11 protein-coding genes are annotated in these 12,277 nt (G+C 59.9%); all 11 read left to right on the plus strand.

All coding sequences use genetic code 11. The features are described 5' to 3' along the window. Positions 1–19 precede the first annotated feature (19 nt). The 11 genes from mobH (at position 20) to DOM36_RS02575 (ending at position 12,173) form a co-directional block, all read left to right on the plus strand. Positions 20–1,465, plus strand: coding sequence for a MobH family relaxase (gene mobH / locus DOM36_RS02520; protein ID WP_110641159.1), 1,446 nt, complete (start codon positions 20–22; stop codon positions 1,463–1,465). Then, on the plus strand, positions 1,462–1,863 hold the full coding sequence (locus DOM36_RS02525) for a DNA-binding domain-containing protein (protein ID WP_110641160.1): 402 nt from the start codon (positions 1,462–1,464) through the stop codon (positions 1,861–1,863). The genes mobH and DOM36_RS02525 overlap by 4 nt, the downstream gene beginning before the upstream one ends. After that, positions 1,856–2,809 (plus strand): site-specific integrase, encoded by a 954-nt coding sequence (locus DOM36_RS02530; protein ID WP_110641161.1) that lies wholly within the window; start codon positions 1,856–1,858, stop codon positions 2,807–2,809. Before DOM36_RS02525 ends, DOM36_RS02530 begins: the two co-directional genes overlap by 8 nt. Positions 2,810–3,251: 442 nt before the next feature. Then, positions 3,252–3,437: a hypothetical protein gene (locus tag DOM36_RS02540; protein ID WP_075570771.1), complete on the plus strand. Its 186-nt coding sequence runs from the start codon at positions 3,252–3,254 to the stop codon at positions 3,435–3,437. Positions 3,438–3,975: 538 nt separating this feature from the next. Next, positions 3,976–5,043 (plus strand): biotin synthase BioB, encoded by a 1,068-nt coding sequence (gene bioB / locus DOM36_RS02545; RefSeq protein ID WP_110641860.1) that lies wholly within the window; start codon positions 3,976–3,978, stop codon positions 5,041–5,043. Next, positions 5,040–6,320, plus strand: coding sequence for an 8-amino-7-oxononanoate synthase (gene bioF / locus DOM36_RS02550; protein ID WP_348626369.1), 1,281 nt, complete (start codon positions 5,040–5,042; stop codon positions 6,318–6,320). The genes bioB and bioF overlap by 4 nt, the downstream gene beginning before the upstream one ends. Next, on the plus strand, positions 6,317–7,111 hold the full coding sequence (locus DOM36_RS02555) for an alpha/beta fold hydrolase (protein ID WP_110641162.1): 795 nt from the start codon (positions 6,317–6,319) through the stop codon (positions 7,109–7,111). Before bioF ends, DOM36_RS02555 begins: the two co-directional genes overlap by 4 nt. Continuing rightward, entirely contained in the window at positions 7,108–7,959 is an 852-nt protein-coding gene (locus DOM36_RS02560; protein WP_110641163.1) for a methyltransferase domain-containing protein, read from the plus strand. The genes DOM36_RS02555 and DOM36_RS02560 overlap by 4 nt, the downstream gene beginning before the upstream one ends. Further along, on the plus strand, positions 7,956–8,744 hold the full coding sequence (gene bioD, locus DOM36_RS02565) for a dethiobiotin synthase (protein WP_198651181.1): 789 nt from the start codon (positions 7,956–7,958) through the stop codon (positions 8,742–8,744). The genes DOM36_RS02560 and bioD overlap by 4 nt, the downstream gene beginning before the upstream one ends. Next, positions 8,741–10,093 (plus strand): adenosylmethionine--8-amino-7-oxononanoate transaminase, encoded by a 1,353-nt coding sequence (locus DOM36_RS02570; RefSeq protein ID WP_075570766.1) that lies wholly within the window; start codon positions 8,741–8,743, stop codon positions 10,091–10,093. The genes bioD and DOM36_RS02570 overlap by 4 nt, the downstream gene beginning before the upstream one ends. 457 nt (positions 10,094–10,550) lie before the next feature. Next, positions 10,551–12,173 carry an isocitrate lyase gene (locus DOM36_RS02575; protein WP_110641167.1) on the plus strand — a complete coding sequence of 541 codons (1,623 nt, stop codon included), beginning with the start codon at positions 10,551–10,553 and terminating at the stop codon, positions 12,171–12,173. Positions 12,174–12,277 lie beyond the last annotated feature (104 nt).

Raw genomic sequence — 12,277 nt, forward strand, 5'->3', positions numbered from 1 at the left:
AACGCGACAGGAACCCCGAATGCTACGACGCTTCTTTACGCGATCGAGCCAGAAAATCAGGCAATCGGAATTCTTTACGCACCCTATTCCTAGTAAAGAACTGCTCGATACTCCGCGCCGCCAGCAGATGGTCAAGATGCTGTGGGACACGACGTCGCTGACCCACAGCGTTTTCGATGAGTTCTTATTGGGCCCTATCAGACGTTATGCAGAGCTAGTTCAGCTGCTCCCGGCATCGGAATCACATCACCACGCCTATTTGGGTGGCATGCTGGATCATGCGCTCGAGACAGCCTGCTACGGATTGCGCCTGCGTCAACAGCATCTCCTGCCTCCCAATGCAAAGCCCGAAGACCAAAGTTCAGCAGGTGAGCTTTGGAGTGCTGCAGTTATTTATGGAGCACTTATGCACGACGCCGCCAAAATGCTGGTCGACGTTGAGATTCATCTCGAGGGTGGGCGTGAGTGGAGGCTGTGGCACGGTCCTATCCCAGCTCCCTATCGTGTTCGGTACCGATCGGGTCGGGAGTATCACCTCCACTCTGTGATCAACCCATTACTGTGCGAGCGCGTCCTTGGGGTCAGTGTTCTCGACTGGATGATGACCCAACCCAAGCTCTTCTCACTGTTCATGTACACCATCTCTGGACACAGCGAGCGTGGCGGGATTATTGCTGAACTTGTCCATCAGGCGGACCGCGCTAGCGTCGCGAAGGCGCTGGGCGGAGATCCAGTGCGAGCACTATCGGCTCCTGTGGAATCAATACAGCGCAAGCTGTCCGAGGGGCTGAGGTACATGGTCAAGGAGCACTTCAAACTCAATCAGAAGGGCGGCGTCGCGTGGCTAACAGACGAATCTCTCTGGCTTGTGTCACCAAGAGCGGTCAATGAGCTAAAGACCCATCTGTACGCTCAAGGTATCAAGAGCATTCCCGCTGATCTCAATCGACTCTACGGCGAGCTAATGGCACACGGGTTGATCGAGGAAATTAGCGAGGGCAAGTCTGTCTGGAAATGTGAGATATCGGAGGGTGATTGGAAGCAGAGCTTCAATATGATCAAAGTGCTACCGACGCTGGTATGGGGGATGGAGGATAGACCAGCCTCATTCAGCGGCAAGCTTGTCATTCAGGAAGAACGGGCGCCGGATAAAGATGAATCGGTAGCCGACATGTTGGCACTTGAGAAGGAGGCTCTTCAATCTGACGGTCAGGCGGGCCAGCGCAACGCAAATCTTTCTAGTGAAAAGCCCGCACAGCCGCAGACGAAGGCAGCAGGCCCTACGCGCGGTGAGACTATCGACGAAGATATCATTGCTTTATTTCCTGAAGTAGAGGCCAAACAGCCGTCTGAATCTCAATTTAAACGTTTTGTTACGCCTGGGTTGCAAAATACACATACACCTACTTTAGTTGTATCTGATAAAAGGAAGGCGCGCGGCAAAAGTCGGGCACGCATGAAATAAATAATAATTCGGATCTCGGGAAACGGTTCTGGCATTGGTTGAAGTTGGGTCTCGCTGATCATTCCATCGTAATCAATGACACCAAAGCGCCCGTTCATGTCGTGGGTGGCACTTATTTCCTTGTCAGCCCTGGCATCTTCAAACGTTTCAGCACGGAAGTGCTGAGTAATGAAGACCAATGGAAAGTGGTTCAAAAGCGCTTTCAGAAACTGGATATGCACATCAGAACGCAGGGACAAAATATCCATAGCGTTTCCGTCGAAGGGCCAAGCAAGACTGGGCTGTTGAAGGGCTATTTGGTCAAAGACCCGTACGAAGTGAGTCAAGAAATACCTCCTGACAATTGGGTGTTGACTCTTCTAAAAACCCAAAGTGAGAAGGATCATTCTGATGAATGATGTATCATTTATGGACTTGCTCAGTAGGTATTGCGCCGATACACATCTGCAGCCTAAATTGGTTGATAGCTACGCTGCTGCGGTCAGAGCAGGGCGTAGATATTTCGGCAAAGATACGTTTCCTAGCATGATATCCCGTGAGAGCGTGTGCGCGTGGCGAAAGAGGGTCCTTCGCTCAAAAGAAAACCCGAAAGGCATTGTCGAGGTAAGCTGGAATAATTATGTCCGGCATCTCGCGGCCTTATACAATTTTGGCATTAAGCATCAGCTCATTGCTGTCGATGAGAACCCCTTTAATAAACTCCGGGTGCGTGAGCCACGCAAACCTAAGAAGACTCTCAAGCCACTGACGCTGAGATATGTCCGAGAAGTGATGGATGTCTGTCGGCGATTCGAAGTGGCGCAGGACGATCCCTCGAAGTTGCATCCGGCCTGGTTTTGGGAAGTCGTTATTGAAACTTTTTATTTTACCGGAATTCGGCTGAACCAGTTGCTTCACATAAAACCACGCGATGTCGATCTTAAAAGGATGATTATAGTGACTTCTTTTGAAGGATCCAAAACCTATTCTGAATCTGTTGTACCAATAGCCGATGGTCTATACCCTTATATCGCGAAGCTACTGCTGGCAGCGCATCGAGAAGGTTTCAAACGAGAGGACCAGCTTTTCAACGTCAATCGCTTCTCTCGTCGGCATCGTCGGACAGAAATGGATATCAACCAGATAGAGCATTTTTTCAAGAAGCTGTCTAGTTTCTGTGGAGCAAGGGTCACACCGCACAGGTTCAGGCATACTCTGGGTACAGAGCTTATGGAAGATCCTGATAGAAATATTAGAATTACCCAAATGATACTGGACCATTCAAGCATGCGCACCACGATGGAGTATGTACATCCCAGTGTCGATTCCATGAGGAAAGCCCTCAACCAGCGGCGTGTCCCATAGGTTTCCCTGAACGGCCTCGAAGAGGGGCCGTTCGCGAGTCAGCCTTGACAAGTAGTTTCAGCTTATCCATCATCGCTGATGCCAATGTAGTGCAGAGTATGAGCAATCAAAGTCTCTTGTGCACTGTCTGGCAAGAAAATTTCGTTTCAAGATGCGGATACGTCGCTGAGTAGTACTTCGAATTCTCCAACTGACTGTTAATCATTGGGTCACAGGTTCGAGTCCTGTTCGGGGAGCCAATGTGTTGTCGTTGTCGATTTTTCTGAATTCCCCCTTTGATACCCGCCAGATTCCTCTCCTCGTTTTTTCGCGATACTGTCTTCGTTTGTTCTCATAAACATCATCGATCTGTCACACAGCTGCAATATTGATCCGCAATACTCCCCCTGTGTCGAAACGATAGATTTCTGAAAGACAGGACTCGACGATCGGAGAGTACGTCATGGGCGAGATGATCAAACCGCAGGATCTCAAGCGCTACAGCATCGAGCTGACCGAGCGTCCAGATGGCTCCTTTGGCGTGGTTGTCGCCAATGAAGCGTCGGATGACAATCTGGAGCTGCTCGCAGGCGCGCTGTGTCAGGTCGCGCTGGATCTTTACCAGCAGTCCAAAGCCGAAACTCACTGAATCGCTGTCGCTTGCCCGTCGATCGCGGCAACTCGACACCAGTGTTGCCAACCGGTGCGACGGAAAGCCATCGCCTCGTGGCGATTCCACGCTGAGCCGCCGGGAGAGGGCGCTCGGCGAATGGTTATTGGCTCGTTTCCATCATTGTCATCGCCTTGTCTCTCCAAACGGCCGTTCACCTTCCTGTCTTAGGTGCCGTCCGAGTGGCTGACGGACGCTACCTTCTTGCGACTCCATTCTCCCTCGCTACATTTCTCCTTCGCTATATTTCTCCCTCGCTGCATTGTCTCTCGCATTTTCACCGAGCTGTTTCTTCCAAAGCCTGCTCGCCAAGAACTGGCTCAGCTAGAACCCATTGATCTGGAACTTGTTCAGCCAGCGTGATGACTACGCTCATTCGATCGATCGCTTTCCGCCCGTTTGCCTGCATGACCAAAGGTTCGATGCATTGTTAACTTCATGGTTGTTTGAAGTTAACCATTCCTCATGGCACCCTTGGTCAACTTCTTGGCTTATCAAGGTTGACTGTCGTATGGCGATGCCTATTTCTCCCACTCAGCGCGCGTCTCTACGCCATGACTGGCAGCGCGACGAGATCCAGACGCTGCTGGAACGTCCGTTCAACGACCTGCTGTTCCAGGCGCAGGGCGTTCATCGCCAGCATTTCGATCCCAATGCGGTACAGATATCCACGCTGCTCTCGATCAAGACCGGCGCCTGTCCGGAGGACTGCAAGTATTGCCCCCAGTCCGGCCACTACAACACCGGGCTCCAGCGCGAGAAGCTATTGCAGCTCGAAGCCGTGCTGGAAGAGGCGCGCAAGGCCAAGGCCGTGGGTGCCAGCCGTTTCTGCATGGGGGCGGCGTGGAAGCATCCCAGCGCCAGGGATATGCCGCTGGTGCTGGAAATGGTGCGCGGCGTGCGTGCCATGGGGCTCGAGACCTGCATGACACTGGGCATGTTGAGCCGTGAACAGGCAGAGCAGTTGGGAGAAGCCGGGCTCGATTACTACAACCACAATCTGGATACCTCGCCGGAGTACTACGGCGATATCATCACCACTCGCACCTATGCCGACCGCCTGGAAACGCTCGATCACGTGCGGGAATCCGGCATGAAGATCTGCAGCGGCGGCATTCTCGGGATGGGCGAGAGCGTCAATGATCGCGCAGGACTGTTACAGCAGCTCGCCAATCTGCCAGTGCATCCCGAGAGCGTGCCGATCAACATGCTGATCCGGATCCAGGGCACGCCGCTCGAGCACGTGGAGGACCTTGACCCCATCGAATTCATTCGTACCATCGCCGTCGCCCGAATTGTGATGCCACGTTCCCACGTGCGTCTGGCCGCCGGACGCGAGCTGATGAGCGACGAAACCCAGGCGCTGGCATTCTTTGCCGGAGCCAATTCGATCTTCTATGGCGAGCGCCTGTTGACCGCGCAAAACCCGCAGGCGACACACGATCAGCGACTCTTCGAGCGCCTCGGCCTGCATCCCGAAACCCGTGAAGACATCGACGACGACGCCCACGAAGCGGCTCTCCAGCAGCGCATGGCTAAAGTTCGGCTAGACGCCATGGTCACGGACGCGACGGCGCGGGCATGAGCGCATCATCCATCGATTCGTTGGATGACGTACTGGCGGCGCGCCTGGCAACGCAACGGGAGCGGCAGCGCTATCGCCGCAGAGTGACGACGACCGGGAAGGTAGCGGAGAAGGGCGGTCATCTCCGCCGGGAAGGGGGGGAAACGCTGGCATTCTGCAGCAACGACTATCTGGGGCTGGCCGGTGACCCGCGATTGGCCCAGGCGCTGGCCGAAGGCGCCCGCCGCTTCGGCACCGGCGGCGGTGCCTCGCATCTGGTCTGCGGGCACAGCGAAGCGCATGAACACCTGGAGTCGCGATTGGCCGAGTTGGCCGGCTGCCAGCGGGCGGTGCTGTTCTCCAGTGGTTACCAGGCCAATCTGGGAGTGATCTCGACCCTGCTCGGCCGCGGCGACGTCGCGCTGCACGACCGGTTGAATCATGCCTCGCTGCTGGACGCCACGCGTCTGGCCGGCGCCACGCTCGAGCGTTATACGCATCGGGATGGCGACGACTGCGGCGCGCGGCTGTCGGAGGTCGAGGCTGCCCGGCGCAAACTGGTGGTCACCGATGGCGTGTTCAGCATGGACGGCGATACCGCCGAGCTCGAACCCCTGGCGACCCACTGCGAACGCCACCGGGCCTGGTTGATGATCGACGACGCTCACGGTTTCGGCGTGTTGGGGGCTCATGGCGGTGGCACGCGGGAAGCGCAAGGTCTCGACCCGAGTCGGATAGCCGTGACCGTCGGCACGCTGGGCAAGGCGTTCGGCACCCAGGGCGCATTCGTTGCCGGCAGTGAAACGCTGATCGATGCGCTGATCCAGTTTTCCCGACCCTATATCTACACGACCAGTCTGTCCCCGGCGCTGGCCTGGGCGACGCTGACCAGTCTGGATATCGTCCGTGACGAGCCGGAACGTCGCGCGCATCTCTTGTCGCTGATCGAGCGCTTTCGTCGCGGGGCCGCCAGTCTGAGCGAGTTCGATCTGCATCTCACGCCATCGGCGACGCCGATTCAGCCGCTGGTGATCGGGTCGAGCTGGAGCACGACGGGAGAGGGTCGCCAGGAGAACCGGCAGGGCGTCAACGAAGCCGCAGCGCTGAGGCTCTCCGCCGAGCTCGAAAGTGCCGGGCTCTGGTGTAGCGCCATACGCCCGCCCAGCGTCCCCGCCGGGACCTCGAGACTGCGGTTCACGCTCTCGGCCGCCCATACCCATGAAGACATCGACCGGCTGTTGAGCGCGCTGTTCACGACCGCGCGTCGGCTGTCGTCCGCCAGGAGAAGATTGGCATGAGCGCCCAAACAGTGCTGTTGTTACCCGGCTGGGCCCTCGGGCCCGCACCGCTGGAACCGCTGGCGGACGCCTTGCGCCGGCGGTTACCGGCCTATCAGGTCGAGTGCGTGAGCTATCCCGCCCTGACCAGCCACCGGCCCGAAAGCTGGGTCGCGGCGCTCGATCACCAGCTACCCCAGGACGCCTGGCTGGCCGGCTGGTCGCTGGGCGGCATGTTGGCCGCATCGCTGGCGCAGTGGCGCGGCCGGCACGCGCAAGGCTTGATCACGCTGGGGGCCAACGCCAGTTTCGTCACCCGCTCGGGCTGGCCGGAAGCGATGACGAGTGCAGCACTGGCTGACTTCCAGCTCGGATTGCGGGCATCCCCGACGCAAACCTTCAGACGCTTCGCACAGTTGAGCGCGCAAGGCGGGCGCGATGCCCGGCGTCTGGGGCGCCAACTGGTGGCAGCGCTGGAAGCGACGCCGCTGGATCAGGCGTTGGCCGGGCTAGGGGTGCTGTCGGCGCTGGATCTCCGCGAGGTGCTGGGGGCGCTGACGATCCCGCAGCTGCATCTTTTCGGTGGCAGCGACGCGCTGGTGCCGGCAGCGGCGCGTCATGCCATCGCCGAACGTCTGCCCGAGGGCGGCCGCACGGCGCTGATCGAGGGCGCGGGCCATGCCTTTCCGGTGGAACGCCCGGAGGAGACCGCCGATCTCATGGCGGCGTTCATGATCTCGGCCGATGGCTCTCGACAGGCCGCTGACGGCTCTCGACACGTCGCTGACGGCTCTCGAGGGGTGGGTTCATGACTGCCGCCCCAATTGCCGCGCCGCGCACCGAGCCTTCATCTGCCGGCAACACCCGGCAGCAGCGAATCGCGAATGGCTTCTCGCTGGCGGCGCGCCGCTACGACAGCGCCGCCGAGCTGCAGCGAGCGGTGGCCGATGATCTGCTGACGCGACTGCCGACCCTCGAGCGGCTGCAAACCCTGGTCGATGTCGGCTGCGGCACCGGCCATCTGGTTTCGCGTCTCGCCGAGCGCCACGATGCCACGGCGATTGGCGTGGATATCGCGCCCGGCATGTTGCGCGAAGCGCGCCGGCAGCATGCCGATCAGCCAATTCGGTGGCTCGTGGGTAGCGCGGAGCGCCTCCCGCTGGCTGCCGATAGCGTCGATCTGATGGTTTCCAGCCTGGCAGTGCAGTGGTGTCAATCGCTGTCGGACTTTCTGAACGAGGCCGCCCGGGTGCTGCGGCCCGGCGGCTGGCTCGGCTTCACCACGCTGTGCGAGGGCACGCTGCAAGAGCTGCAGCAGGCGCGTCAACGGCTCGGTGGTGCGCGACCCGGAAATACCTTTCTCTGCGAGGCGCGCCTGATCGAGACGCTGGACCGCCCCGGCTGGCGTCTGCATGAGTTGACCCTGACCACACGCAAGACTCACCACGCGACGCCGAACGAAGCGCTACATGCCCTCAAGCGCATCGGCGCCGCGACGTTGACCAATTCCGCGCACGGCCGCCAGGGCCTGACGGGTCGCCGCCAGCTCGATGCGCTGAACCGGGCGTTGGAAGCCTGGCGCGAAGCGGCGGGGATCCCCACCCGCTATCGCATCGCCACTGTGATCCTGCAGCTTGCCGAAACGGGGGAGGCATCATGACGGCCTGTTTCGTTACCGGCACCGATACCGACGCCGGCAAGACCGTCATCACCACCGGGTTGATGGCGGCCGCCCGCCGCCGGGGGCTGACCACGGCAGGCGGTAAGCCGGTAGCGTCCGGCTGCGAGCGGACCTCGTTAGGGCTGCGCAATGCCGATGCGCTGGCCATTCAGGCGCAGTGCCAGCCAACGCTGGCCTATGACGCGATCAATCCGTTCGCCCTCGAACCCGCCATCGCGCCCCATATCGCCGCGCGGGAAGCGGGCACTGCGCTGTCGCTGTCGTCGCTAGAGCGTCCGATGCGCTCGCTGCTGGCCGGCGGCGCCGATCTGACCCTGATCGAAGGTGCCGGCGGCTGGCGGGTGCCGCTCAACGATCAAGAGTCGTTGTCGGATCTCGCGGTCGCGCTGGCCTTGCCCGTGGTGCTGGTGGTCGGCGTTCGCCTGGGGGCGATCAACCACGCCCGGCTGACGCTGGAAGCGATCCGTCACGACGGGCTGGCGTTGGCCGGCTGGGTTGCCAACGTGGTCGACCCCGATCTACCGCGACGACAGCAGAACCTGGATTCGTTGACCGAGTGGCTCAGCGAGCAGGGCGGCGTGCCGTGCCTGGGCATCGTGCCCTGGCTGGAAAAGGTGCCCTGGCTGGAAAAGGCGCCTTGGTTGGAAAAGGCGCCCTGGTGGCAAGCGCCATGCGCTGAACGTGTCGCCGATTTTCTGGACATCGAACCGCTGCTGGCCGCGAGCGCCACTACCCGAACCCCTGACCCTGGATCTATCGAATGAGCGTCAACAACGACTGGATGCAGCGCGATCTCGCCAGCCTGTGGCATCCGTGCACCCAGATGAAGGATCACGAAAGTCTGCCCGTCGTTCCGATCCGACGCGGCAAGGGCGTATGGCTGGAGGATTTCGAGGGCAAGCGCTATCTCGATATCGTCAGCTCCTGGTGGGTCAATGTGTTCGGCCATGCCAACGAGCGCATCAATACACGGATCAAGCAGCAGCTCGATGAACTCGAGCACGTGATTCTCTCCGGATTCACCCACCAGCCGGTGATCGAGCTTTCCGAGCGATTGGGCAGACTGGCGCCCGCCGGCCTGGGCCACTGCTTCTACGCCGACAACGGTTCGTCGGCTGTCGAGATCGCGCTCAAGATGAGCTACCACTACTGGCGCAACGTCGGTCGGCCGGAGAAGCGGCGTTTCCTGACGATCAGCAACGGCTATCATGGCGAGACGCTGGGCGCGCTCTCGGTCGGCGACGTTGCGCTCTACACCGACACCTACCGCTCGCTGCTGCTGGATGTGATCAAGGTGCCGGCGCCGGACGGCTTCGGGCTGCCGCGAGACCAATGGGTCGATCAGGCGCGCGTCGCGTTTGCGCAGATGGAAGCGGCGCTGGAACGCCATGCCGACGAACTGGCAGCGGTCATCGTCGAGCCGTTGATTCAGTGCGCCGGCGGTATGCGCATGTACCCGCCGGAGTACCTGACCTGGCTACGCGAGGCCTGCGACCGTCACGGGGTCCAGTTGATCTTCGACGAGATCGCCGTCGGTTTCGGCCGCACCGGCACGCTGTTCGCCAGCGAGCAGGCTGGCGTGCGGCCGGATTTCCTGTGTCTCTCCAAGGCGTTGACCGGCGGCTACCTGCCGCTCTCGGTGGTGATGACCACCGACGAGATCTACGCCGCGTTCTACGACGACTACTCGACGCTCAAGGCGTTCCTGCATTCGCATAGCTATACCGGCAATCCGCTGGCCTGCGCCGCCGCGCTGGCAACGCTGGATATCTTCGAGCAGGACGACGTGATCGTCGCTAACCGGAGCAAGGCCGACCTGATGGGGCGACTCGCCGAACCGCTGCGCGAGCATCCCCACGTCGGTGACGTTCGCCAGACCGGCATGGTGGTGGCGATCGAAATGGTCGCAGACAAGGCCAGCCTGACACCTTACGACTTCCGCGAGCGGCGTGGCCTGCGCGTTTACGAGCACGCGCTGTCGCGCGGCGTCATGCTGCGGCCGTTGGGTAACGTGATCTACTGGATGCCGCCCTACGTCATCACCCCGGAAGAGCTGGAACGCGTGGCAGAAGTGACCCGTGAAGGGCTGGAACGGGCAACGGCGGATTCATAATTTGAAACTCGGCTAGCGTCCTGTCGACGAAAGTCGATAGGGGTAGATCTCATCGGCCCGGTGGATATGATCCTGCCTTTTCGCCGGGAAAGGGCGCCGAGAGCGCTCGCTCGGTGCCAAGTCAATGAAACCATGAGTATTTCATGAATTACCCCGATGGTGTCTCAAAATGGAAAGTTTTCCGGCAAACGATTAACCCGCGCCAGGATCGTCGTAATCATATGTCATACATGACTACAGGATGGATCGAAAAGCACGATTTTCGGTAGAAGCCTTACCCTGATGGCGGCTAAGTACGGATTGTTGCCATGACGCTATCTCTCACATAGTGGGCGCGTCGATGGGGTCATTTTCTTACTGTCATGAGAATTAAAACGACCGTTTTGGGTTGTCTGAATCACGACAGGATGAATCTGGCTACTGCGAATATCATCAATCCCTGCGGGTGGAGGTAGTCATGTCGATTTATCAGCGCGATGTCGAATCGTTGAACCGGTTATGTCTGGAACAGGACGGAAGATGGGGCAATATCAATCCCGAGAACGTGGCCAGGATGCGGGCGCAGAACCGGTTCCGAACCGGGCTCGATATCGCGCGCTACACCGCCTCCATCATGCGTCGAGACATGCAGGCCTACGATCGGGATCCTTCCCGCTACACCCAGTCTCTCGGTTGCTGGCACGGATTCGTCGGTCAGCAGAAGATGATCGCGGTCAAGAAGCACCACGGCACCACCCAAGGGCGATATCTCTATCTATCCGGTTGGATGATCGCCGCCATGCGCTCGGAGTTCGGTCCGTTGCCCGATCAATCGATGCACGAGAAGACATCCGTCCCGGCGCTGATCGAAGAGCTATATACCTTTCTGCGTCAGGCAGATGCCAGGGAGCTGACGCCACTGTTCCGTGAGCTGGACAGCGCAAGGAAGGCCGGAAACGAAGTAATGGAAAGGGGGATTCTGGACAAGATCGACAACTTCGAGACCCATGTCGTACCGATCATCGCCGACATCGATGCCGGGTTCGGCAACGAAGAAGCGACCTACCTGCTGGCCAAGAAGATGATCGAAGCGGGCGCTTGCTGCATCCAGCTGGAGAACCAGGTTTCCGATGCCAAGCAGTGCGGTCATCAGGATGGCAAGGTCACCGTTCCCCACGAGGATTTCGTGGCCAAGATCAACGCCGTCCGCCACGCGTTCCTCGAGCTCGGTGTCGAGGAGGGCGTGATCGTCGCCCGGACCGATTCGCTGGGCGCTGGGCTGACGCAGAAACTGCCGGTCAGCAAGGAACCCGGGGATCTCGCTCACCAGTACAACAGCTTTCTCTGCACCGTGCCGATCTGCTCGGCGGATGACGTCAACGAAGGCGATACGATCATCAAGCTCGACGGCGATCTGCGTAAACCGCTGCGGCTCGCCAACGGGCTCTATCGGTTCCGTTCCGATACCGGCGAGGATCGGGTCGTGCTGGACTGCATCAATGCCCTGCAGAACGGCGCGGACCTGCTGTGGATCGAGACCGAAAAACCGCACATCGGTCAGATCGCCGGCATGGTCGACCGCATCCGGCAGGTCGTGCCCAACGCCAAGCTGGTCTACAACAACTCTCCCTCGTTCAACTGGACGCTCAACTTCCGCCAGCAGGTCTTCGACGACTGGGAACGAGAAGGACAGACAGAAGGGCAAACAGAAGGGCGATCGCTCTCCGGTGTCGAACGCAGCCAACTGATGAGCGTAACGTACGACGACTCCGAGCTGGCGCGGGAGGCGGACCGTCGAATCCAGGCGTTCCAGCGCGACGCAGCCCGCGAGGCTGGCGTGTTCCACCACCTGATTACCCTGCCCACCTACCACACGGCGGCGCTCTCCACCGACGAGCTGGCCGAGGGGTACTTTGGCGAGGCCGGGATGCTGGCCTACGTCGCCGGCGTCCAGCGCAGGGAGATCCGGCGAGGGCTGGCCTCGGTCAAGCATCAGGATATGGCCGGCTCCCATCTCGGCGACGACCACAAGGAGTACTTCTCCGGTGCCGCCGCGCTCAAGGCCGGCGGCGGGCTCAACACCATGAACCAGTTCGGGTGAGCGTCGAGTTCGGGTGAGCGTTGCCAGTTAGCGCAATCTGCAACGGCAGCGGGCCATGCCTCGAGGAGAGACATGGCCCGCTTTTTATCATCTTCAGCCCTCAG

The sequence above is a fragment of the Salinicola sp. CPA57 genome, assembly GCF_003206035.1.
Classification (GTDB): Bacteria; Pseudomonadota; Gammaproteobacteria; order Pseudomonadales; family Halomonadaceae; genus Salinicola; species Salinicola socius.

Excerpts from the sequence above, each read along its gene's own strand:
- mobH (WP_110641159.1), top strand. The coding sequence starts at position 20 with ATGCTACGACGCTTCTTTACGCGATCGAGCCAGAAAATCAGGCAATCG.
- DOM36_RS02530 (WP_110641161.1), top strand. The coding sequence starts at position 1,856 with ATGAATGATGTATCATTTATGGACTTGCTCAGTAGGTATTGCGCCGAT.
- DOM36_RS02540 (WP_075570771.1), top strand. The coding sequence starts at position 3,252 with ATGGGCGAGATGATCAAACCGCAGGATCTCAAGCGCTACAGCATCGAG.
- bioB (WP_110641860.1), top strand. The coding sequence starts at position 3,976 with ATGCCTATTTCTCCCACTCAGCGCGCGTCTCTACGCCATGACTGGCAG.
- bioF (WP_348626369.1), top strand. The coding sequence starts at position 5,040 with ATGAGCGCATCATCCATCGATTCGTTGGATGACGTACTGGCGGCGCGC.
- DOM36_RS02555 (WP_110641162.1), top strand. The coding sequence starts at position 6,317 with ATGAGCGCCCAAACAGTGCTGTTGTTACCCGGCTGGGCCCTCGGGCCC.
- DOM36_RS02560 (WP_110641163.1), top strand. The coding sequence starts at position 7,108 with ATGACTGCCGCCCCAATTGCCGCGCCGCGCACCGAGCCTTCATCTGCC.
- bioD (WP_198651181.1), top strand. The coding sequence starts at position 7,956 with ATGACGGCCTGTTTCGTTACCGGCACCGATACCGACGCCGGCAAGACC.
- DOM36_RS02570 (WP_075570766.1), top strand. The coding sequence starts at position 8,741 with ATGAGCGTCAACAACGACTGGATGCAGCGCGATCTCGCCAGCCTGTGG.
- DOM36_RS02575 (WP_110641167.1), top strand. The coding sequence starts at position 10,551 with ATGTCGATTTATCAGCGCGATGTCGAATCGTTGAACCGGTTATGTCTG.